This window comes from Microbacterium sp. LWO12-1.2, assembly GCF_040675875.1.
Classification (GTDB): Bacteria; Actinomycetota; Actinomycetes; order Actinomycetales; family Microbacteriaceae; genus Microbacterium.
Genome location: NZ_JBEGII010000001.1, coordinates 1129357 through 1149024, shown reverse-complemented (window position 1 = coordinate 1149024; position 19668 = coordinate 1129357). Strand labels below are relative to the sequence as shown.

At 66.6% G+C, this 19668-nt stretch carries 26 protein-coding genes; 4 read left to right on the top strand and 22 right to left on the bottom strand.

Going from position 1 to position 19668, the window contains the following annotated elements:
- Positions 1 to 2: 2 nt before the first annotated feature.
- From MRBLWO12_RS05435 to rpsB, 8 genes are all read right to left on the bottom strand, one after another.
- Entirely contained in the window at positions 3 to 290 is a 288-nt protein-coding gene (locus tag MRBLWO12_RS05435) for a hypothetical protein (RefSeq protein ID WP_363553444.1), read from the bottom strand.
- 9 nt (positions 291 to 299) lie between these two features.
- Entirely contained in the window at positions 300 to 965 is a 666-nt protein-coding gene (locus MRBLWO12_RS05430) for a transglycosylase SLT domain-containing protein (protein ID WP_363553442.1), read from the bottom strand.
- Between the two features lie 66 nt (positions 966 to 1031).
- Positions 1032 to 1613 (bottom strand): DivIVA domain-containing protein, encoded by a 582-nt coding sequence (locus MRBLWO12_RS05425; RefSeq protein WP_363553440.1) that lies wholly within the window; start codon positions 1611 to 1613, stop codon positions 1032 to 1034.
- Entirely contained in the window at positions 1610 to 2770 is a 1161-nt protein-coding gene (locus MRBLWO12_RS05420; RefSeq protein WP_363553438.1) for a phosphatidate cytidylyltransferase, read from the bottom strand. Before MRBLWO12_RS05420 ends, MRBLWO12_RS05425 begins: the two co-directional genes overlap by 4 nt.
- A gap of 5 nt (positions 2771 to 2775) precedes the next feature.
- Entirely contained in the window at positions 2776 to 3330 is a 555-nt protein-coding gene (gene frr, locus MRBLWO12_RS05415) for a ribosome recycling factor (RefSeq protein WP_363553436.1), read from the bottom strand.
- A 68-nt stretch (positions 3331 to 3398) separates the two neighbouring features.
- Positions 3399 to 4115, bottom strand: a complete 717-nt coding sequence (pyrH, locus tag MRBLWO12_RS05410; protein ID WP_141872152.1) for a UMP kinase — start codon at positions 4113 to 4115, stop codon at positions 3399 to 3401.
- Between the two features lie 91 nt (positions 4116 to 4206).
- Complete coding sequence (gene tsf / locus MRBLWO12_RS05405) at positions 4207 to 5034, bottom strand: translation elongation factor Ts (protein ID WP_363553434.1); 828 nt, start codon at positions 5032 to 5034, stop codon at positions 4207 to 4209.
- Between the two features lie 44 nt (positions 5035 to 5078).
- Positions 5079 to 6020: a 30S ribosomal protein S2 gene (gene rpsB / locus MRBLWO12_RS05400; protein ID WP_363553432.1), complete on the bottom strand. Its 942-nt coding sequence runs from the start codon at positions 6018 to 6020 to the stop codon at positions 5079 to 5081.
- A 295-nt stretch (positions 6021 to 6315) separates the two neighbouring features.
- Here rpsB and MRBLWO12_RS05395 point away from each other — a divergent pair, with 295 nt between their 5' ends.
- Positions 6316 to 6864, top strand: coding sequence for a murein hydrolase activator EnvC family protein (locus tag MRBLWO12_RS05395; RefSeq protein WP_363553430.1), 549 nt, complete (start codon positions 6316 to 6318; stop codon positions 6862 to 6864).
- A gap of 61 nt (positions 6865 to 6925) precedes the next feature.
- Here MRBLWO12_RS05395 and MRBLWO12_RS05390 read toward each other — a convergent pair whose 3' ends face one another.
- From MRBLWO12_RS05390 to MRBLWO12_RS05350, 9 genes are all read right to left on the bottom strand, one after another.
- Positions 6926 to 7828: a tyrosine recombinase XerC gene (locus tag MRBLWO12_RS05390; protein ID WP_363553428.1), complete on the bottom strand. Its 903-nt coding sequence runs from the start codon at positions 7826 to 7828 to the stop codon at positions 6926 to 6928.
- A 102-nt stretch (positions 7829 to 7930) separates the two neighbouring features.
- Entirely contained in the window at positions 7931 to 9124 is a 1194-nt protein-coding gene (gene dprA / locus MRBLWO12_RS05385; protein WP_363553426.1) for a DNA-processing protein DprA, read from the bottom strand.
- Positions 9121 to 10650 (bottom strand): YifB family Mg chelatase-like AAA ATPase, encoded by a 1530-nt coding sequence (locus MRBLWO12_RS05380; protein WP_363553424.1) that lies wholly within the window; start codon positions 10648 to 10650, stop codon positions 9121 to 9123. The genes dprA and MRBLWO12_RS05380 overlap by 4 nt, the downstream gene beginning before the upstream one ends.
- Entirely contained in the window at positions 10647 to 11009 is a 363-nt protein-coding gene (locus tag MRBLWO12_RS05375) for a YraN family protein (protein ID WP_363553422.1), read from the bottom strand. The genes MRBLWO12_RS05380 and MRBLWO12_RS05375 overlap by 4 nt, the downstream gene beginning before the upstream one ends.
- A gap of 120 nt (positions 11010 to 11129) precedes the next feature.
- The gene (locus tag MRBLWO12_RS05370; protein ID WP_017830719.1) at positions 11130 to 11456 is read right to left on the bottom strand and encodes a DUF2469 family protein; all 327 of its coding nucleotides are present in this window, start codon (positions 11454 to 11456) and stop codon (positions 11130 to 11132) included.
- 50 nt (positions 11457 to 11506) lie between these two features.
- Positions 11507 to 12166 (bottom strand): ribonuclease HII, encoded by a 660-nt coding sequence (locus MRBLWO12_RS05365; RefSeq protein WP_363553420.1) that lies wholly within the window; start codon positions 12164 to 12166, stop codon positions 11507 to 11509.
- The gene (gene lepB, locus MRBLWO12_RS05360) at positions 12163 to 12891 is read right to left on the bottom strand and encodes a signal peptidase I (RefSeq protein WP_363553418.1); all 729 of its coding nucleotides are present in this window, start codon (positions 12889 to 12891) and stop codon (positions 12163 to 12165) included. The genes MRBLWO12_RS05365 and lepB overlap by 4 nt, the downstream gene beginning before the upstream one ends.
- Before the next feature lie 118 nt (positions 12892 to 13009).
- The gene (rplS, locus tag MRBLWO12_RS05355; RefSeq protein ID WP_091037582.1) at positions 13010 to 13357 is read right to left on the bottom strand and encodes a 50S ribosomal protein L19; all 348 of its coding nucleotides are present in this window, start codon (positions 13355 to 13357) and stop codon (positions 13010 to 13012) included.
- A gap of 171 nt (positions 13358 to 13528) precedes the next feature.
- The gene (locus tag MRBLWO12_RS05350; protein WP_363553415.1) at positions 13529 to 14017 is read right to left on the bottom strand and encodes an MFS transporter permease; all 489 of its coding nucleotides are present in this window, start codon (positions 14015 to 14017) and stop codon (positions 13529 to 13531) included.
- 109 nt (positions 14018 to 14126) lie between these two features.
- On the opposite strand from MRBLWO12_RS05350, the gene map reads away from it, so the two are divergent.
- Positions 14127 to 14909 (top strand): type I methionyl aminopeptidase, encoded by a 783-nt coding sequence (gene map, locus MRBLWO12_RS05345; protein WP_363553413.1) that lies wholly within the window; start codon positions 14127 to 14129, stop codon positions 14907 to 14909.
- Position 14910: 1 nt separating this feature from the next.
- On the opposite strand, the gene MRBLWO12_RS05340 is transcribed toward map, so the two are convergent.
- Positions 14911 to 15648: a class I SAM-dependent methyltransferase gene (locus tag MRBLWO12_RS05340; RefSeq protein ID WP_363553411.1), complete on the bottom strand. Its 738-nt coding sequence runs from the start codon at positions 15646 to 15648 to the stop codon at positions 14911 to 14913.
- A 62-nt stretch (positions 15649 to 15710) separates the two neighbouring features.
- Here MRBLWO12_RS05340 and MRBLWO12_RS05335 point away from each other — a divergent pair, with 62 nt between their 5' ends.
- Positions 15711 to 16304 (top strand): histidine phosphatase family protein, encoded by a 594-nt coding sequence (locus MRBLWO12_RS05335; protein WP_363553409.1) that lies wholly within the window; start codon positions 15711 to 15713, stop codon positions 16302 to 16304.
- Here MRBLWO12_RS05335 and trmD read toward each other — a convergent pair.
- The 4 genes from trmD to rpsP are packed head-to-tail and all read right to left on the bottom strand — an operon-like array spanning position 16301 to position 18288.
- Positions 16301 to 17002 carry a tRNA (guanosine(37)-N1)-methyltransferase TrmD gene (gene trmD / locus MRBLWO12_RS05330; protein WP_363553407.1) on the bottom strand — a complete coding sequence of 234 codons (702 nt, stop codon included), beginning with the start codon at positions 17000 to 17002 and terminating at the stop codon, positions 16301 to 16303. The genes MRBLWO12_RS05335 and trmD overlap by 4 nt on opposite strands.
- A gap of 19 nt (positions 17003 to 17021) precedes the next feature.
- On the bottom strand, positions 17022 to 17639 hold the full coding sequence (gene rimM, locus MRBLWO12_RS05325; protein ID WP_363553405.1) for a ribosome maturation factor RimM: 618 nt from the start codon (positions 17637 to 17639) through the stop codon (positions 17022 to 17024).
- Positions 17623 to 17853: an RNA-binding protein gene (locus tag MRBLWO12_RS05320; protein WP_363553403.1), complete on the bottom strand. Its 231-nt coding sequence runs from the start codon at positions 17851 to 17853 to the stop codon at positions 17623 to 17625. The genes rimM and MRBLWO12_RS05320 overlap by 17 nt, the downstream gene beginning before the upstream one ends.
- 6 nt (positions 17854 to 17859) lie before the next feature.
- The gene (rpsP, locus tag MRBLWO12_RS05315) at positions 17860 to 18288 is read right to left on the bottom strand and encodes a 30S ribosomal protein S16 (protein WP_017830730.1); all 429 of its coding nucleotides are present in this window, start codon (positions 18286 to 18288) and stop codon (positions 17860 to 17862) included.
- A 209-nt stretch (positions 18289 to 18497) separates the two neighbouring features.
- On the opposite strand from rpsP, the gene MRBLWO12_RS05310 reads away from it, so the two are divergent.
- Positions 18498 to 19649 carry a glutamate--cysteine ligase gene (locus MRBLWO12_RS05310; RefSeq protein WP_363553401.1) on the top strand — a complete coding sequence of 384 codons (1152 nt, stop codon included), beginning with the start codon at positions 18498 to 18500 and terminating at the stop codon, positions 19647 to 19649.
- Positions 19650 to 19668 lie beyond the last annotated feature (19 nt).

Below are 19668 nucleotides of genomic sequence, written 5' to 3'. Positions count from 1 at the left end.
GCTCACGCCATCCTCCAACAGTGTGTGTGCCAGTGTCTGCGCGCCGCCAGGTCGGCGGCGTCACCCAACACGCCATCAGCGCGCCACGCGACGAGGTGCGCGGTTCCTGCGGTGACCTCCTGGCCGCACCCGGGACAGATATAAGCCTTCTGCGCCTGCGCGGCCGACACGGGTTGCACAGTCCACTCGGCACCACGGCGCGTCTCTGAACGCTTCCACCCGGAGATCAGCCGTTCGAGCGAGTCCTCGGCGTCAGGGCGCGCCGGAGGCCTTTTGCGGGAGCGTGGCACGATGCGCGCTCACCACCAGTGGTTGTTGATCCAGAAGCTGTACGCCCCTGCCCAGCTCCCGTAGCGCCCGACCGCATATCCGGTAGCCCAACGCAGATTGTCGACTGGGTTGTAACCGTTACCGGGGACCTTGCTGCACGGCAGTGCCTGCACGAGACCGCACGCCCCGGACGACGAGTTGGTCGCGTTCGGGTTCCAGCCGCTCTCACGGGAGACGATGTAGTCCACGTATCCCTGATCGGCAGCAGCGATACCCGCCGCCGCCATCCATTCGGCCGGTGCGCCACCGCCGCTGTAGAGCAGAGGGCCGCCGCCGCTCGATCCGCCGCTGGCGTTCGTCTGCGCGACCACGGGCTTCGGCGTGGGCTTCGGTTTGACGTATACCTCGAACTCACCGCGTTCGACAGGGGTGATGGCCGCGCCTTCGACGGTGACGGTCAGATTCTGCGTGTCGGCCAGAGCAGCGGCGTACACGCTGTCCGCCACGTCGGCGGTCGGCGGGTCAGCCAAAGCGACGCCGGTCGGCGCCACGATCGCTCCGGCGAATCCGACGACGGCGACAGCACTGAAGAAGCCGACCACACCGCGGCGCCGAGACCACCTTCGAGTTCCCTTGCGCGCCGAGGTGGCCACCGCCGTAGGCACCAGCGAGGCGTTGCTTCGTTCGAGTTTCATGTCGTTTCGGGAGTTCACGATGAACGACAGTCTACGCAAAGACGTCTGAGACGACCATGGGAAGCCTCAGCGGACGGCCAGGATGACATCGATGGTGGCATCGAGCAGCGCATCGACCTGCTCTTCGCGGTAGCCGCCGCGCTGCATCCGGAACGCGGCTGACCGCAACTGCTCGGCGGTCAGGGCATCGCCGTCGCGGAGGTAGCGCACGATGCGGGTGGCGACGTGATCCACTTCGTCGACTCGATACCCGAAGGTCAGAACACCACTCCGTGCGAATCGATGACGTGCGGGCCGAGCGAGGTGGTCGAGGATCGTCTGCGCGTCCTCACGCGCTTGCTCCACCCATGCACCCGCTCCGCGAGCACGAACGACGCGCTCGCGTTCGCGCGCGGCGAATGCGTCCTCGACCCGTCCCAGTGCGGCGTCGACGTCCGCGACCACGTAACCACCCTTGACGAGGGGGAATGACGCGGTACGTACGTCTGCCGCCTCCAGCTGGTCTCCCCCGAGCTCGAAGGCTTTGCGAGCAGAGACGAGGAACGTGTCCACCGCGGCGCGGTGATAGCCGAGCGTGCGGCCGGTGGTGAGCGCGAAAGCGGGAGGAGTGTCCTCCGTGGCCGCGGTATCCAGAGATCGGTCGGTCATGACAGCACCACCCAGGGAGAGAGGAGGAAGTAGAGGCACAGCGCAGGGACCGTCGAGGGCAGGATGCTGTCCAGTCGGTCGAGCAGCCCACCGTGTCCCGGCAGCCACGAACTCATGTCCTTGATGCCGATGTCCCGCTTGAGCATCGACTCACCGAGGTCACCGAGCGTCGCGGAGAGCAGGATGGCTGCGCCGAAGATGAGCCCCGCCCACCAGGGCAGGTCCAGAAGGAAGAGCGCGAGGAGTGTGCCGGCGATCAACGATGCCGCGACAGCGCCGGCGAACCCCTCCCACGTCTTCTTGGGGCTGATCTTCGGTGCCATCGGATGGCGACCGAAAGCAATGCCGGCCGCGTAGGCGCCGGTGTCCGCGGCGACGGCGATGGCGATGAAACTCAGGACCCACCATTGCCCGCCCTCCTGCTTGAGCAGGATGAGGGCGACGCCCGCGAGGAAGGGGACGTAGATCTGCACGAATCCGCCGACGACCGCGTCGGCGAGGACATCGCCGTAGGTCCTGCCGTCTTTCGAGACCATCTGGGCGACCAGACGCCAGACGATCACGAACGAGACGGCGACGAAAAGCACGACCCAGCAGAGCCAGATCTCCGCGAAGTACGCCGAGAGCACCAGGATCGCCGCTGCGATCAGTTGGGGGACGACATCGATGCGACGCCCACCGGAGCGGAGCGCGCGCGAAAGTTCATAGACACCGAGGAGTGCCGCCGCCAGGGCGAACGGCAGGAACAACGCTTTGATGAAGAGCAACGACCCGAGCAGCGCCGCTCCGAACGCGAGTCCGATGACGATGGCCAGGATGAGGTCGCGTCCCGTGCGCTGCTTGATCCGTTCGTTCGCCTGATCCAGCTGGTCCCGCGCATGCGACACGTGAGTTCCCAGCTCGTCTCGCGCTGCCCGCCATTGCTCTCTGATCGCGTTGTGATCAGCGGTGTCGAGCTGCTCCGTCGTCACGACCTCGACTCCCCCGCTCACATACTCCTCGCGGGGCAGCGGAGGACGCGGAGGAATGCTCGTCGCATCGAACTCGGGGAAGGCGGTGTCCGCAAGCGGGATGCCGCCGTCAGGGCTCGCCCCGTCAACTGCCTCACGGCGCGACGGTGGTGTCCCCTCCTCGTCATCTCGCGTGTCGTCAGACATGCCGACTACACCTCGAGGAGTTCGGCCTCTTTGCGCTTGAGCGCGTCGTCGATGAGATCGACGTGCTGACGCGTGAGCGCATCGAGTTCTTTCTCAGCGCGAGCGATCTCGTCTTCTCCGAGTTCGCTCTTCAGCGCGTCGAGCTCGTCCTTCGACTTGCGGCGGATGCCGCGCACGTGCACCTTGGCGTCCTCGGCCTTGGTCTTGACGAGCTTCACGTACTCCTTGCGCCGATCGGCGGTCAGCTCGGGCATCACGACGCGGACGAGGTTGCCGTCGTTCGTCGGGTTGGCACCGAGATTGGGCATGTCACGGACAGCCTGCTCGATCGCCTTCAGTGCCGACTTGTCGTACGGCGTGATGATCAGCGTGCGGGCCTCCTGGTTCGCCAGCGACGCGAGCTGAGCGAGCGGGGTCGGCGTTCCGTAGTAGTCGACCAGAACCTTCTGGAACAGCTGCGGGTTGGCACGACCGGTGCGAACCGTGGAGAAGTCCTCCTTGGCAGCCTCGACCGCCCGTGCCATGCGGGAGGTGGTTTCAGCGAGGACATCCGCGATCACGGTGACTCCTATCGTCGGGGTGTTCTGGAAATTCTATCGGGCGAAGCCTGTTCGCCCGGATCACACGCTCACGCGGTGACGAGTGTTCCGATCGGCTCACCGAGCAGAGCACGAGTCACGTTGCCCGCCGGCTCCATACCGAACACACGCATGTCCATGTTGTTGTCCATGCAGAGACTGAAAGCTGTCGAGTCGACCACCTTGAGTCCCCGCTGGAGAGCGTCGCGGTACGTGACCTGCTCGATGCGCTCGGCATCCGCGTGCTTGTTGGGATCCGCCGTGTAGATCGCGTCCACGCCGTTCTTCGCGACCAGCACTTCCTGCGCCCCGATCTCGAGCGCGCGCTGCGCCGCCACGGTGTCCGTGGAGAAGTACGGCAGACCGGCGCCGGCGCCGAAGATGACGACACGCCCCTTCTCCATGTGCCGCTCAGCCCGCCGCGGAATGTACGGCTCCGCAACCTGGGTCATCGCGATCGCGGACTGCACACGCGTCGCCGCTCCCGCTTGCTCGAGGAAGTCCTGCAGCGCGAGAGCGTTCATCACGGTCCCGAGCATGCCCATGTAGTCGGCACGACCTCTGTCCATGCCTCGCTGGCTGAGCTCAGCGCCGCGGAAGAAGTTGCCGCCACCGACGACGATGGCGACCTCGACGCGGTCGACCGCTGCGGCGATATCGCGCGCGATCTGGCCGACGACGTCAGGATTGACGCCCAGCTGACCTGCGCCGAATGCCTCCCCGGAGAGCTTCAGAAGGACGCGGCGGCGTCCGGTGCGTTCGGTCATGGGTATTGTCCTCTCGTCCCGATTCAAGATAGTGCCTCGTGGGCACGAAGAAGGGGTTCGGATCTCGACGATCCGAACCCCTTCGACTTTGCTACGCGCCGACCTTGAAGCGCGCGAAGTCCGTCACGGTGATACCGGCGTCCTTCGCCACCTGGGCGACAGAGAGCTTGTTGTCCTTGGCGTAGTCCTGCTCGAGCAGTGCGACCTGCTTGATGAACGCGGACACGCGGCCCTCGACGATCTTGGGCAGCGCCGCTTCCGGCTTGCCCTCGTTCCGGGAGATCTCGGTCACGATCTCGCGCTCCTTCTCGACGGCGTCTGCCGGAACGTCCTCGCGAGCGAGGTACGACGGGTTGGCGAACGAGATGTGCTGGGCGATGCTGCGCGCGGTCTCCGCGTCGTCACCCGAGTAGGCGACGACGACACCGATCTGCGGCGGCAGGTCCTTGCTCGTGCGGTGCAGGTAGACCTCGACCTTGTCGCCGGAGATCGTACGCACGCGGCGCAGCTCGACCTTCTCGCCGATGATCGCGGCTTCCTCCGAGATGACCTGCTCGACGGACTTGTCGCCCGCCTGAGCGGCCAGACCGGCCTCGACCGAGTCCGCCTTGACGGCGGCGACGGCGTCGGCCACCTTCTCGGCAAGCGCGATGAAGCGATCGTTCTTCGCGACGAAGTCGGTTTCGCAGGCGAGCTCGATGAGCGTCACGACGCCATCCTGCTCGCGAGCGACGATGAGGCCCTCGCTGGTGGAACGGTCGGCACGCTTCGCGTTGCCCTTGGCACCCTTCAGGCGCAGGATCTCGGTGGCCTTCTCGACGTCGCCGTCAGCCTCCTCGAGTGCCTTCTTGGTGTCGACCATTCCCGTGCCGAGCTGCTCACGCAGCGCCTTGAGGTCCGCGATGGTGAAGTTGGCCATGTGTGGTGGCTCCTTGCTTCGTAATGTATGTCGGTTCGAGGGGATTACTTGGCGTCAGCTGCCTCGGCGGCGGCGACCTCAGCGGTCTCCTCACCGGAAGCGGCGGCGATGGCCTCGTCGTGTGCTTCGGCACCGGCTGCATCGGCAGCGGTCTCGTCAGCGGCGGGCGTCTCGACGACGGCGGCCTCGTCCTCAGCGGTCACGATCTCCGCAGCGTCAGCGGACTCCTGAACGGGGGTCTCGAGAAGCTCCTTCTCCCAGTCGGCGAGCGGCTCAGCGTCGCCCGTCTCGGGGTTGTGCTTCTGCTGCAGGCCCTCGGCAGCGGCGTCCGCGATGATGCGGGTCAGCAGCGAGACGGAGCGGATCGCGTCGTCGTTGCCGGGGATCGGGTACTGGAAGTCATCCGGGTCGGCGTTCGTGTCGAGGATGCCGATCACGGGGATGCCGAGCTTCTTGGCCTCATCGATCGCGAGGTGCTCGCGCTTGGCGTCGACGACCCAGATGGCCGAAGGCGTCTTGGTGAGGTTGCGGATACCGCCGAGCGACTTGTGCAGCTTGTCGAGCTCGCGCTTCTTGAGAAGCAGCTCCTTCTTCGTGAAGCCGCTGTTCGCCGGGGTCTCGTAGTCCAGCTCCTCGAGCTCCTTCATGCGTGCGAGACGCTTGGAGATCGTCTGGAAGTTGGTGAGGAGTCCACCGAGCCAGCGCTGGTTGACGAAGGGCTGGCCCACGCGGGTCGCCTGCTCGGCGAGGATCTCCTGCGCCTGCTTCTTCGTGCCGACGAAGAGGATCGTGCCACCGTGGGCGACGGTCTCCTTGACGAAGTCGTAGGCCTTGTCGATGTAGCCGAGCGACTGCTGGAGGTCGATGATGTGGATGCCGCTGCGCTCGGTGAGGATGAAGCGCTTGACCTTCGGGTTCCACCGACGGGTCTGGTGTCCGAAGTGCACGCCGCTGTCGAGCAGCTGGCGGATGGTGACCACAGCCATGGTCGTCTCCTGATTCTGGCGCGTTCTGCGCCGTTGAGGTTGTCAAGCCGATCTGACGATCGGACTTCCTGGTGCCCGGCGCACACCCGCCTGCTCTGGGAGTAGGACCTGAGGGAGTGGATGCCGCGACCTGAGTCGCTGAGGGCACGCGTAGTCACCCCGATATCGAGGTGCTCCCTCAGCATACAGGATGAGACACCGCACTTGACCTGCACCGCCGCGCGGTGCTGCCCGCTTCTCCCCCGTCCGCGGCTGGTCTGCACCGAAGTGTTCCGATCCGTATCAGGATGCACGGATGACATCCGCGACGCGACTGGTGACCTGCCTCTTCGTTCTCCTGTGCCCGGTGCTGCTGTGGGCCGTCGCGCCGACTGCCGCAGCGGATGAGTCCGCCCTCGCGGAGCGCGCCTTCTCAGCCGTCCCCGTCGTGGGACAGAACTGGACGTGGCCGGTCCCGGGTCCTCGGGCGGTCACCGCTCCGTATCGCGCTCCGGCGCACGAATACGGGGCCGGACACCGTGGAGTCGACCTCGTCGCCGTCGAGGGGACCACAGTCTCCGCCCCGGCCGCCGGCATCGTCGCGTTCCGAGGGACGGTGGTCGACCGCTCCCTCATCACCATCGAGCATTCCGACGGGCTCGTCTCGACGCTCGAACCCGTCGCATCACAGCTCACGCCCGGTGACGCGGTCGCTGCCGGTGAGCCGGTCGGGATCGTCAGAGCCGGAGGACACACGCCGCGCGGGGCCGTGCACCTCGGTGTGCGGCGCGATGGGGACTACATCAACCCGATGCTCCTGTTCGGTCCGGTGCCGAGGGCCGTGCTGCTCCCCTGCTGCGTGTAGCCGTGAAGCTCCGACATCGTCTGGCCGAACCGCGCACCGCCTCCGCAGCACCGGGACGATGTCAGGCGCGGGGGTGGGCCAGCCGGTACGTCGCGGCCAGACGCTCGGAAGAGACGTGGGTGTAGATCTGCGTCGTTCCGAGGCTCGCATGCCCCAGGATCTCCTGCACCGCTCGAAGATCCGCACCGCCGTCGAGGAGATGTGTCGCGGCGGTGTGGCGCAGCGCATGCGGGCCCACCGTCTCCGCACCCACGACGGGAGACAGCACGCGGGCCACGAGCGTGTACACGGACCGCGCGCCGATGCGCCCGCCGCGGGATCCCAGTACCAGGGCGGGAGTCGAGGCGGACGAACGCTCGATGAGTACAGGTCGCCCGCGCCGGAGATAGGCAGCGATCGCTTCCCCGGCGGGAAGCCCGAACGGAACGACACGTTCTTTCGAGCCCTTCCCGAGGACCCTGGCCGTGCGGCGGTCGAGGTCGACATCGTCGATGTCGAGGCCGCAAAGTTCAGAGACACGGATGCCGGCCCCGTAGAGCATCTCGATGATCGCGTGGTCTCGCAGCGCGATCGGGTCTCCTCCGGCGGCTGCCGAACGCTGGTGGTCGAGAAGCGTCGACATCGCGTCCTGCGACGCCACGGTCGGCAACGTGCGTCCACGTTTCGGTGCGATCAGCCGCAGACTGGGGTCGTGCGCGATCAGCTCCTGCTCTTTGGCCCAGCTGAAGAAGGACCGCGCCGCAGCCGCCCTCCGCGCGAGCGTGGAGCGTGCATCACCGCGCTGCGTGGCCATCCACAGCCACTCGCGAAGCACCTCGAGATCCACGTCCTCGACGGCGACCGCTCCCGCAGAGCCCGCCAGGTCGCGAAGGTCGGACCGATACGCCTTGACCGTCGCGGGTGAGAGCCGACGCACACGGGCGAGGTGTTCGAGGAACACCTCTGACGCGTCGGAAAGCTCCATACACTCAGCTTGCCGTCGAACGTGGGACTTCGGCGGAGCCTCGCCGTTGCGCCCTACCGCGCCGTTCACCCGCCGCCCTTCCGCTCTGGCAGCGGCAGCGGGCTAGGAGGGCGAACGCCGCCAACCGCCGTCCACTGGGTGCACCAGTCCCTCCAGCTCCAGAAGACCCAGGTGCGTGAGCACCCGCTCGATGGACAGTCCTGAGCGACGGGCGATCTCGATGGTCGGCAGCGCAGCGCGGCCACTGAGGGAATCCAGAAGTCGCACCCGCTCGGGGTCCGCGCCGCCCGCGCCTTCCACCCTGTCGAAGACCACGCCGCACAGCTCACGGATCTCTGCCGCCGAGGTCACACACACGGCGTCGTACTCTCGGAGCAGTCGATGGCAGCCTGCCGACGATGCCGAAGTGACCGCTCCTGGGACCGCGCCCAGAGGCCGGCCGAGTGCGGCAGCGTGCCCTGCCGTGTTCAATGACCCACTGCGCCACCCCGCCTCGACCACGACCGTCACATCTCCCAGGGCGGCGATCAATCGGTTGCGCGCCAGGAACCGCCACTTGGTCGGCGCGGCACCGCAGGGCAGCTCACTCACCACAGCGCCCTCTTCGGCAATCTGCTTGAGCAGACCGTGATGCCCGGCAGGGTAGGCGCGGTCCACCCCGCCCGCGAGGAAGGCGACGGTGCCCCCTCCGACGCCGAGCGCGGCGCGATGCGCCGCACCATCGATTCCGTAGGCTCCACCCGACACGATGAGCGCACCGGATGCGGCGAGGTCGCCCGCGAGCTCAGACGCGACGTGGTCGCCGTAGCCGCTGGAGGCGCGCGCGCCCACCATCGACACCCGCGGCGTGACGACCCATCGACGCGGATCGCCCCGAACCCAGAGTGCGATCGGAGCGTTGTCTCCGAGATCATCCAGCGCGACGGGCCACAAGTCGTCGCCGGGCAGCAGAAGCATGGCGCCGACCTCGCGGGCTCCGCGCAGGGCATCGCGCACGGCACGAGCCTCCACGCGTGGAGTCCACCGCCGTCTTCCCTCCGTGACAGCGCGTCGCACGCGTGGATCCGCCGTATCGAGAAGCGCATCAACCGCGCCGTCGCGCTGGGTGCCGTCTACCGCGTATCGCAGCGCTTCCTCCGCACCCAGCGCGTTGATCAACGCCCCGGCAGTTCCGTCACCCGGCTCGGCGAGCACGCTCCACGCGGCCCGCGCGAGCGCATCCGGCACGCCTTCGTTCTCACGGAGCAGCCTGACTTCGTCCATGATCTCAGCGCTCCCGAATAGGTCGTCGATCACGATGTCGTTCCTCTCCTCAAGTGCAGTGCACGTCCGATCTCCTCGAGACCCGGCCTGTCATGGCCGGTAATATCGGCCATCGTCCATGCCAGACGCAGGACCCGGTCATACCCGCGAAGTGTCAGCGCGCCCCGTTCCAGGGCGCGGTCGAGCGGAGCTCGCACTGGCGGCTCCAGCCGCAGCGCCCCTTGACGGAGCCATGTGCCTGGTACCTCCGCATTTCGCCGCCACGGCGTCGACCGCCAGCGCTCCGAGGCCCGCTCCCGTGCCACACGCACCCGTTCGCGCGCGTCGGCCGACGTGAGAGGGGCAGCCTCACCGGCTGCGGCCCTGTGCAGGGCCACCCGCGCCACCTGGAGGTCGATATCGACGCGGTCACGCAAAGGGCCGGAGAGCCGCGTCGCATAGCGCCTGATCGCCATCGGCGGGCACACGCATTCGGCGCCACGGACACCGTAGTTCCCGCATGGGCAGGGGTTCATGGCCAGCACCAGCTGGAACCGGGCGGGGAAGCGGGCGGTGAATCCGGCGCGATGCACTTCGATCGCCCCGGACTCGAGCGGCTGACGCAGGGCGTCCAGTGCCACGCGAGAGAACTCGGCCGCCTCGTCGAGGAAGAGCACGCCGCGATGTGCGCGCGCGATCGCGCCCGGCCTCGCCGCACGGGACCCGCCGCCGACGAGCGCGGCGACGGACGCACTGTGGTGCGGGGACTCCAGCGGTGGCGCCGCATCGAGTCTTGTCACGGCATCACCGCTGAGCGATCGGATCGCCGCGACCTCCAGAGCTTCCTCCTCGGTCAGCCGTGGCAGGATTCCGGGGAGACGCCGCGCCAGCATGGTCTTGCCCGCACCGGGCGGACCGCTGAGAAGCAGATGGTGTCCTCCGGCAGCAGCGATCATGAGCGCGTCCACCGCTTCCGGCTGTCCGACGACATCGGCGAGATCGAGAGGTTCTTCCTGAACCGGGGCGGGCACAGCCGCGTCGACGGCGACCACGTCCGGGACCTCGACGTCGGCTCCGTGCCATACCGCGACTTCTGCGAGCGATGCGGCCGCTCGCACGTCGATCCCCGGGACCAGGCGTGCCTCGTCTTCGTTCGCCTTCGGTACGATCACGTGATCGAAACCCGCGCGAGAGGCCGCGAACACCGCAGGCAGGATGCCGGGCACCGGACGCAGTCGCCCATCGAGCCCGAGTTCGCCGATGTGCACTGTGCCCGCGATGGAGCGCCGTGCGATCAGCCCCCCGGCCGCGAGCGTCGACACGGCGATGCTGAGGTCGAAGCCTGATCCATGCTTGGGCAGACTCGCGGGTGAGAGATTGACCGTGAGGCGCCTACGTGGCAGATCGAGCCCCGCGTTCTTACAGGCGTTGTGCACGCGTTGCACCGCCTCGCCGAGCGCCTTGTCTGGGAGCCCGATGATCTTGAACTCCGGTGTCTGGTTCGAGAGATCGGCTTCCACCTCGACAAGGTGTCCATCGACACCGGTGAGCGCCACGGCCCACGTCCGGGCGGTGCTCACGCGAGATCTCGCAGGTGTTCCAACGTTGCGGTCACGGGGTCGGGTCCGACGATACCGATTCCGTCGATCCGCACCGTCAGACCCCGCGCCTGGAGGGCGTGCGACTCTATCCAGGCATGCGCGAGCCTCCACAGGCGGCGTCTCTTGCGTTCGTCGATCGCCTCGAACGGGTGCCCGAAAGCTGTCGAGCGACGCGTCTTGACCTCGACGATCGCGAGATCATCACCATGGACGGCGACGATGTCGATCTCACCCTGGGCGCAGCGCCAGTTTCTGTCGAGCACGTCATAGCCGAGTCCCACCAGGTGGGATACCGCACGTTGCTCGCCTGCTCTTCCGAGATCATCTTTCGCTGCCATGACCTCAGCATCGCGAAACCCGGGGTTCGAGGATCACGCGACTAGCGCATCACCCGGCCATTCAGAAGAACTCGGCGGATCGGCCCGCGGTGCAGAAGAGGTGCCTCGGCGGGCGCCAGGTCACTCTCCGTCGAGAGAGAGCTCCTGCGGCAGCTCGAACTCACGGCGCTGCAGTTCTTCCACGTTCACGTCCTTGAACGTCAGCACGCGCACCGCCTTGACGAAACGGTCGGCACGGTAGATGTCCCACACCCAGACGTCGGTCATCGATATCTCGAAGTAGAAGTCGTGCTCGGTGTCGCGACGGACGACATTGACCTCATTCGCCAGGTAGAACCGGCGCTCGGTCTCGACGACGTACTGGAACTGGGACACCACGTCCCGGTACTCCCGGAACAGTGCCAGCTCGAGCTCGCGGTCGTAGTCGTCGAAGGCTTCCTCATCCATGATGAATCCATCCTAGAGTCGGACTGCCATGATGCCGCACCGCTTGCCGCTCAGAACAACGTCGGAGCATCCGATATCGCCCACGACGCCCGGTGATACGGCGACAGTCCGCTCGCCCTGATCGCCTCGCGATGCTCCGCACTCGCATAGCCCTTGTTGCGGTCCCACTGATACTCCGGGTGACCCGCGTGCAGCTCCACCATGAGGGAATCACGCGCGACCTTGGCGATCACTGACGCGGCAGACACCGACGCACAGTCACGATCGGCCTTGATCACCGGACGCACCCGGAGGGGCACGGGATGCACGGCCGACACATAGTCGTGGTTGCCGTCGAGGAGCACGAGAGCGTTCTCGACCGATGCTCCCTGCGACACCACGCCGAGTACGGCCCGGGAAGCCGCGAGGCCGAGCGCGCGCATGATGCCGACCTCGTCCACCTCAGCAGCGCTCGCCCAGCCGACAGCCGAGGCCTGCACCCACGCCGCCGCCCTGGCCGCCACGTCCGGGCGACGCCTCTCCGTGACGAGTTTCGAGTCGCGAAGCCCCTCCGGCACGCGTCGGCGCGCGCCGGCGGCATCCATCACGGCGGCCCCGACAGCCACAGGACCGGCCAGCGCTCCGCGTCCCACCTCGTCCAGCGAGATGATCAGCTCGCACTCACCCAGGAGCCTCCGCTCCAGGGTCAGCTTCGGGGCTACGACGGTCATTCCGGATCCGGGACGCCGTTGAACGTGTCGTGGTGACCGTCGATCGTCCCCATGCGGTTCAACGGCCATGTCGTCAGGAAGGCCTTGCCCACGACATTGTCCAGCGGGACGAATCCCCCGCTGGGAAGGTCCTGATGCGCGCGTGCATCGCGCGACCGGTCTCTATTGTCACCGAGCAGCCAGAGCGAGCCCTCCGGCACGACGACGTCGAACGGGTCGTTCGACGCGGCGGTGTCGCCTTCCGGCAGGTTGAGGTAGCCGAGCTCGTCGATGGGCGCACCGTTGATGGTGATCTGGCCCAGTGCGTTGCAGCACACGACATGGTCGCCGGGCAATCCGATCACCCGCTTGACCAGATGGTCCTGAGCATCCGTGGCGGAGATTCCCACGACATTGAGCACCCAGTCCACGGCCTGCACCAGCGGAGGAGCAGCGGGCTTCTGCGGCGCGGGCTCCAGCCATCCGCCCGGGTCCTTGAACACCACCACATCGCCCCGCTCATAGCCGGTCCACCGCGGCGTGAGTTCGTCGACGAGGATCCGGTCTTTGATCAGGAGCGTTCGCTCCATCGAGGCGGACGGGATGTAGAACGACCGGACCACGAAGGTCTTGACCACGAACGACACCAGCGCGGCGATGAGAATGATGACCAACACGTCGCGAAGGAATGTCAGAAAGCCGCGACGCCGCCTGGACGTGGGTGCGGACGGGGAGTCGGTCGTCATCAGCTTCCTTCACGAATCGTGCACCGCGCGCCAGCGGCAGTATCAAGGGTCGCACACCGGGGGTAGAACACAGCACCCCGAGACATCGTGTCCCGGGGTGCTGTGGAGAAGCTGCGCGTCAGCGGTCGCGCTTCTCCTTGATCTTCGCCTTCTTGCCACGGAGCTGGCGGAGGTAGTAGAGCTTCGCGCGACGCACGTCACCACGGGTGACGACCTCGATGTGGTCGATCACCGGGGAGTGCACCGGGAAGGTACGCTCGACGCCGACCTGGAAGCTGATCTTGCGGACCGTGAAGGTCTCACGCACGCTGTCGCCCTGGCGGCCGATGACGACGCCCTGGAAGACCTGGATACGGGAGCGGGTGCCCTCCGTGATGTTGACGTGCACCTTGACGGTGTCACCGGGGAAGAAGTCCGGGATGTCCGAACGGAGGGAAGCCGCGTCAACGGCGTCGAGGATCTGCATGATCGTCTCTCTCTGCACTCGCCACAGGTCGCGTGCATGATGATGGAAGGAACAAGAAAGTGTGTGTGCCGTACGGCGCTGATGCGTCCGCGGGTTCCCCTGTGGCAGAACCGGTCACGGCACAAAGAACCATTCTGCCATGAATGGGACCACCGGCCAAAACGCCGGAGATCAGTCCCGCGGGTCGGCCTCGCGCACGACGATGACCTCATGCGCACGTGTCTCGGGAGTCGGCTCTTCCGCTCCGGGGATCGTCGACCATGTGATCGTCTCGCGGATGCGTGCTCCGCTCCCCTTCGCCTCATTCCACAGCTGCCACAGTTGCAGCCAGAACAGGGCGATCCCGGCGACGATCGCCCCGGTCAGAAGCCAGGGAAACGCACCATCGATGAAGAAGCCGACAGCGATCGTGAGGCCATGCCACACCGTGAAGCCCAACACGTCCCACCAGGACACGGCGCGCTCGATGCGCACGGACGGTCGTGAACGCGTGAGCAGCGTCAACAGCAGCTGCCCTACCAGAACCGAGGGGATCGCGATGAACAAGACCCAGAGGATCGCCCATCCGCCCTGGAACACGCCCCACCCGACCAGCAGCCACAACGGCAGCAGAAACGCCGCCGGGAGGAGCCAGCGGAAGAAGGCCTGTCGCAACCACATGCTCAGATCGTACGACGCCTCGCCAGCGGGAACTCCGGTGTTCGCTGTGAGCGCGCGGCGAACGGTGCTCTCACCATCGGGGAGAATGGAGAAGACGAGAGGACACCCGATGATCGAACTGCGCACCCCTGCCGAGATCGACGAGATGCGCGCCGCCGGGCGCTTCGTAGCGGAGACACTCGCGACGCTGCGCGATGAGACGAAGGTCGGGACGAATCTGCTGTCCATCGATCGGCGCGCGCACGAGCTGATCCGCAAGGCAGGTGCCGAGTCCTGCTACATCGACTACCACCCGTCGTTCGGTGCGAGCCCGTTCGGAAAGGTGCTGTGCACGTCGGTGAATGACGCCGTGCTGCACGGACTCCCCCACGATTACACGCTGCGCGATGGGGACCTGGTGTCCCTCGACTTCGCCGTCTCCGTCGACGGCTGGGTGGCCGACTCCGCCCTCTCGTTCGTCGTCGGCACTCCGCGCGAAGAGGACCTGCGGCTCATCGACACGACCGAGCGCGCTCTGGACGCCGCGATCGCGGCCGCTGTGGTGGGCAACCGCATCGGAGACATCTCCGCCGCGATCGCCACGATCGCGCACGGAGAGGGCTACTCGATCAACACCGACTTCGGCGGCCACGGCGTGGGGCGCACGATGCACGGCGACCCTCACGTGCCGAACGACGGTCGTCCCGGACGCGGCTTCCCCTTGCGAGACGGGCTCGTCCTCGCGCTCGAGCCCTGGCTGCTGGCAACGACCGACGAGCTGATCACGGATCCGGACGGATGGACCCTCCGCAGCGTGGACGGTTCCCGGGGAGCGCATTCCGAGCACACGGTCGCGATCACGACGAACGGCCCCGTCGTCCTCACCGACCGGTCATTCCTCGGCGTCGACTGAATCAGCGACGCCGATACACGAAGACGTCAGTCACCTGCGGCAGGTCCAGCACCTCGCGTCCCCGAGTCTCGTCGGATGCATCGAGCACGGTCTCCACTGCATCCAGCATCTCGGCGCGACGGACCTCGTCGGCCACGAGAAAGCTGCTGACGGTCGCCCAGCGTCTCACGTACACCGTCCGCGAGAGCCGCTCCCGCCACCGAACTGTCTCGTGACGCACGAACTCGAAGCCGGGGAGCTCGTCGGCCGCGCTCGACGTCGTGGCGTCAGAGTCACCGACGGCTGGATGCGCGATCCGATGGCACGCGCGATCCCACCCGCATGTCGGGTCCGAGCGGTTCCAGAGCAGGCCGAGCACGCCGGCAGGGGCGAGTACTCGACCGATCTCCCGGCACGCGGGCTCACGATCGAACCAATGGAACGCTTGCGCGACAGTCACGACATCGACGGATCCGTCCGGGATCGGGATCCTCTCGGCTGAACCGTTCATCGCGTCGACGGCCGGCAGTTTCTGACGCAGGACGCCGAGCATCGCCTCGGACGGCTCGACGGCCAGCACCCTCGCCGCACGCCCGGTCAGGAGTTCGGTGAATTTCCCGGTACCGGCCCCGAGATCCAACACCGAGCGAACCGCAGCGGGAATGATCACCTCCGCAGCGAGATCGGGGAACCCGGGACGGTACCGGTCGTAGTCCGCACCGATGGACTCGAAGGAGCGTGCGAGAGCGTCATCCACCATGCTTCGACCGTATCAACGCAGCACTTCCTCACTCGTGGACGCCGCTGTGCCATCCTGAGCACATGATTCCCCAGGATCGCCATGTACCGGAGCGCGTCTTCCTGGTGCGCCACGGTCAGACGGCCTGGAATCTCGAGCACCGCTTGCAGGGCCAGCTGGACTCCCCGTTGACCGCGGACGGCATAGCGCAGGCACGCTCGATGGCCGACCGACTTGCAGGGTACGGCATCAGCACCGTGTGCTCGAGTCCGTTGGGTAGAGCGCTCAGAACATCCGTGATCATCGCGGAGCGTCTCGGCGCCGACTTGATCGAAGTGCCCGAGCTCGCCGAAGTACACCACGGCGAACTCGCAGGGATGACGTGGGCCGAGATCGATGAAGCGTTCCCGACCGCGCGGGAGGAACGAGCGGCGAATCGCTACGGCTGGGCGTTTCCCGGTGGGGAGAGCTATGCGCAGGCCAGAGTACGGGCGCGCAAGGCTCTGACCAGCTGCGGCTGGGCTGCGACAGGCACGCCACTTCTGGTCAGTCACGAGATGATCGGCAGGATGCTGCGCGCCGAGCTTCGCGGACTCGACGCGATGGGCGCTCTCGGTCTCCGCCACCCGCACAGCGTGGTCTTCCGCATAGACGGGGGTGTGGAGAGCGTGCTCTAGGCTCGTTCGTCGCCGGGTGCGAGCAGGTCGGGACGCCGCCTCCGCGTGCGCTCGAGCTGCTGTTCGCGGCGCCACGCTGCGATCGCGGCATGATTTCCGCTGAGAAGCACGTCGGGTACGGCATGTTCGCGCCACACCGAGGGCTTCGTGTAGGACGGATACTCCAGCAGCCCATCCTCATGCGATTCCTCGACGAGGCTCTCCGGGTTGCCGACGACGCCGGGGATGAGACGACCGATCGCCTCGATCATCGCCATCGTCGCGACCTCTCCCCCGTTCAACACATAGTCTCCGAGGCTGATGAGTCGCACTTCGCCGAGGGTCGACGCGTAGTCGAAGACGCGTTCGTCGATGCCTTCGTATCGCCCGCAGCCGAACACGAGGTGATCGCGATCGGACAGGTCTCGAGCGGTCGCCTGAGTGAAGACCTCGCCGGCAGGCGAAGGGAAGATGATCGTCGGTCGATCGGACAGCGCACTGATCTCATCGAGGGCGAGCCCCCATGGCTCCGGCTTCATCACCATGCCGGCACCGCCGCCGTACGGAGTGTCATCGACGGTGCGATGCCGATCGCTCGTCCAGTCGCGAAGGTCGCGGACGTGCAGATCGAGGATCCCTGAGCTCTGCGCCTTGCCGAGGAGCGACAGCGTCAGACCGTCGAAATACGACGGGAAGATGGAGAGAACGTCGATGCGCACAGGGGAACCGTATCCGGCGTCACTCGGCCGCGTCGGCGTCCGAGCTGGGTGCAGCCTCGACGTCCGACGAATCCGGGAGGTCTTCGAAGAGTCCGGGAGGCGGTGTGACGATGACTCGTCCCTGTGCCACGTCGACCGACGGCACGATCGCCTCGACGAAGGGGACCATGATCTCGCGTTCGCCCGTCTTGATGATCAGGAGGTCCTGGGCCGGGAAATGCTCGATCCTCACCACGCGGCCCACGACGACATCGTCACGGACGACGTCGAGCCCGACGAGCTGGTGATCGAACCACGCGTTGTCCTCGACCTCATCGACATCCTGATCGATCCAGAGGATCGCTCGCACGAGGCTCTCGGCAGCGGTGCGGTCCTCGACGTCGTCGAAGAACACCACTGGGCTTCCGTTCATCACCCGGTACTCGCGGATAGTGACGTCTTTTCCGTGCCACGGAGATGCCTCGGGCACCTGCAACGTGAACGCGGCGCCGGTGTGGAAGCGCCGCTCGGGGTTGTCCGTGTACAGCTCCACCTTGAGGCCGCCCTTGAGGCCATGAGCCTTGACGAGGCGCCCGACGCGCAGCTGGTTCTTGCTCTTGTTCCCGTCCTGCGACGCCACGTCAGTCGTCCGCGACATCGACGCGGACGCGACGTCCGTCGGCCAACGCGGTGATGAGCGTACGAAGCGCCTTCGCGGTGCGTCCGCCGCGCCCGATCACACGTCCACGGTCATCGGGGTGCACGCGCACCTCGAGGAGATCGCCTCGCGGCGATGTGGATTCGTTGATGCTGACATCCTCAGGGTGATCGACGATCCCCTTGACGATGTGTTCGAGCGCGGCGGCAAGCACGACGGATTACTCTGCGTCGGCGGCGGGAGCCGCGTCGGCCTCGGCAGCAGCGGGAGCCTCCTCAGCGGGGGCCTCCACCTTCTTCTCTGCCTTGGGCTTCACGACGGACTTCTTGGCGGCGTCGATCTCGAACGGAACCTTGGGCTCCTTGACCTTGAGCGTGGACTTCGCGTCCTTGTCGCCCTTGAACTTGCCCCAGTCACCGGTGATCTTGAGGATCGCGGCGACCTGCTCGGTCGGCTGGGCGCCGACGGAGAGCCAGTACTGAGCCCGCTCGGAGTCGACCTCGATGAACGAGGGCTCCTCGGTGGGGTGGTACTTGCCGATCTCTTCGATCACGCGACCATCGCGCTTGGTCTTCGAGTCGGCGACGACGATGCGGTAGTACGGCGCACGGATCTTGCCCAGGCGCTTGAGACGAATCTTGACAGCCACGATTCTCCTGAATTGTGTGGAAGGAAACGAACTGATCGCCTGGAGAGTGGGGTGCACACCCGGCGGAAGCTCAAAAGGTGAGGACGATAGCTGGATAGAGGGTCGAGCAGGTCGTCCGACCTTCTATTCTGCCAGATAGGAGCGCCAGGAGCGAAACGCAGCGACACGGGTGTTGCAGACACCTTCGCTCTGCGTGCCAGACTGTGCTCGTGACGCTCGATTTCGCGCCTTCGGCCCGCTCCACCGTCGGACTGGAATGGGAGATCATGCTCGCCGATCCGGCGAGCGGTGACCTGGTCGGACGCGCCCCCGACCTCTTGGCCGCGCTCGAGGAGGAAAGCGTCGACGAGCGTCACACCGTCACCGGCGAACTCCTCACCAACACCATCGAGGTCACCAGTGGTGTCGGCGACTCCGTCGCCCAGGCCGTGGATGACATCGCTCAGGCGATCGCCGCCGTCAGATCGGCCACCGATCCCGCAGGTATCGAGTTGCTGTCGGCAGGCAGTCATCCCTTCGCGCAGTGGTTCGACCAACAGGTGACCGACAAGACGCGGTACCACACGCTGATCGAGCGGACGCAGTGGTGGGGCCGCAACATGATGATCTGGGGCATCCACGTCCACATCGGCGTCGAGGACCAGCGCAAGGTGTTCCCGATCATCAATGCGCTCACGGGCTTCCTGCCACACCTGCAGTCGATCGCCGCCTCCAGTCCGTTCTGGGCGGGCGAGCGCACGGGCTACGCATCGAACCGCGCTCTCGTGTTCCAGCAGCTTCCCACGGCCGGACTCCCCTGGCCTCTGCAGGACTGGTCCCAATTCGAGGCGTATCTGGAAGACATGGTGCGCACGGGCGTCATGGCCGATGCCTCCGAGGTCCGCTGGGATATCCGACCGGCCCCGAAGTGGGGCACGATCGAGGTGCGCGCGTGCGACGGCGTCTCCACACTCCCGGAGCTCGCCGCCATCGCCTCCCTGGTCCAAGTCCTGGTCGAGCACTTCTCCCGCGCACTCGACGCGGGAGAAGCACTCCCCCAGATGCCTGCCTGGTATCACCGTGAGAACAAGTGGCGTGCCGCCCGCTACGGACTCGACGCCCGCATCATCGTCGATGCCGAGGGCAGGCAGCTCCCTGTGAGCGAGCACCTGGCGCAGACCATCGACGACCTCGCCCCCATCGCCGTCGAGATGGGATGCTCAAGAGAGTTCGCCAGCCTGCACACGATCCTCGACGAAGGAGCGAGCTACGCACGCCAGCTCGCGGTGGCCGATGCGTCGGACGGCGACCTGGGCGAGGTCGTGCAGCATCTGATCCGCGAGTTCCGCTCAGGGCCGGAGTCATCGATCGACGAGTCCTGAGCCTCTCGGGGAGCCTCAC

Bases quoted from the DNA above. Each gene is read 5' to 3' on its own strand.
- MRBLWO12_RS05430 (WP_363553442.1), bottom strand. From the start codon at position 965: ATGAAACTCGAACGAAGCAACGCCTCGCTGGTGCCTACGGCGGTGGCC.
- MRBLWO12_RS05425 (WP_363553440.1), bottom strand. From the start codon at position 1,613: ATGACCGACCGATCTCTGGATACCGCGGCCACGGAGGACACTCCTCCC.
- MRBLWO12_RS05420 (WP_363553438.1), bottom strand. From the start codon at position 2,770: ATGTCTGACGACACGCGAGATGACGAGGAGGGGACACCACCGTCGCGC.
- pyrH (WP_141872152.1), bottom strand. From the start codon at position 4,115: ATGACCGAACGCACCGGACGCCGCCGCGTCCTTCTGAAGCTCTCCGGG.
- tsf (WP_363553434.1), bottom strand. From the start codon at position 5,034: ATGGCCAACTTCACCATCGCGGACCTCAAGGCGCTGCGTGAGCAGCTC.
- rpsB (WP_363553432.1), bottom strand. From the start codon at position 6,020: ATGGCTGTGGTCACCATCCGCCAGCTGCTCGACAGCGGCGTGCACTTC.
- MRBLWO12_RS05395 (WP_363553430.1), top strand. From the start codon at position 6,316: ATGACATCCGCGACGCGACTGGTGACCTGCCTCTTCGTTCTCCTGTGC.
- MRBLWO12_RS05390 (WP_363553428.1), bottom strand. From the start codon at position 7,828: ATGGAGCTTTCCGACGCGTCAGAGGTGTTCCTCGAACACCTCGCCCGT.
- MRBLWO12_RS05375 (WP_363553422.1), bottom strand. From the start codon at position 11,009: ATGGCAGCGAAAGATGATCTCGGAAGAGCAGGCGAGCAACGTGCGGTA.
- MRBLWO12_RS05370 (WP_017830719.1), bottom strand. From the start codon at position 11,456: ATGGATGAGGAAGCCTTCGACGACTACGACCGCGAGCTCGAGCTGGCA.
- MRBLWO12_RS05365 (WP_363553420.1), bottom strand. From the start codon at position 12,166: ATGACCGTCGTAGCCCCGAAGCTGACCCTGGAGCGGAGGCTCCTGGGT.
- lepB (WP_363553418.1), bottom strand. From the start codon at position 12,891: ATGACGACCGACTCCCCGTCCGCACCCACGTCCAGGCGGCGTCGCGGC.
- rplS (WP_091037582.1), bottom strand. From the start codon at position 13,357: ATGCAGATCCTCGACGCCGTTGACGCGGCTTCCCTCCGTTCGGACATC.
- MRBLWO12_RS05350 (WP_363553415.1), bottom strand. From the start codon at position 14,017: ATGTGGTTGCGACAGGCCTTCTTCCGCTGGCTCCTCCCGGCGGCGTTT.
- map (WP_363553413.1), top strand. From the start codon at position 14,127: ATGATCGAACTGCGCACCCCTGCCGAGATCGACGAGATGCGCGCCGCC.
- MRBLWO12_RS05340 (WP_363553411.1), bottom strand. From the start codon at position 15,648: ATGGTGGATGACGCTCTCGCACGCTCCTTCGAGTCCATCGGTGCGGAC.
- MRBLWO12_RS05335 (WP_363553409.1), top strand. From the start codon at position 15,711: ATGATTCCCCAGGATCGCCATGTACCGGAGCGCGTCTTCCTGGTGCGC.
- rimM (WP_363553405.1), bottom strand. From the start codon at position 17,639: ATGTCGCGGACGACTGACGTGGCGTCGCAGGACGGGAACAAGAGCAAG.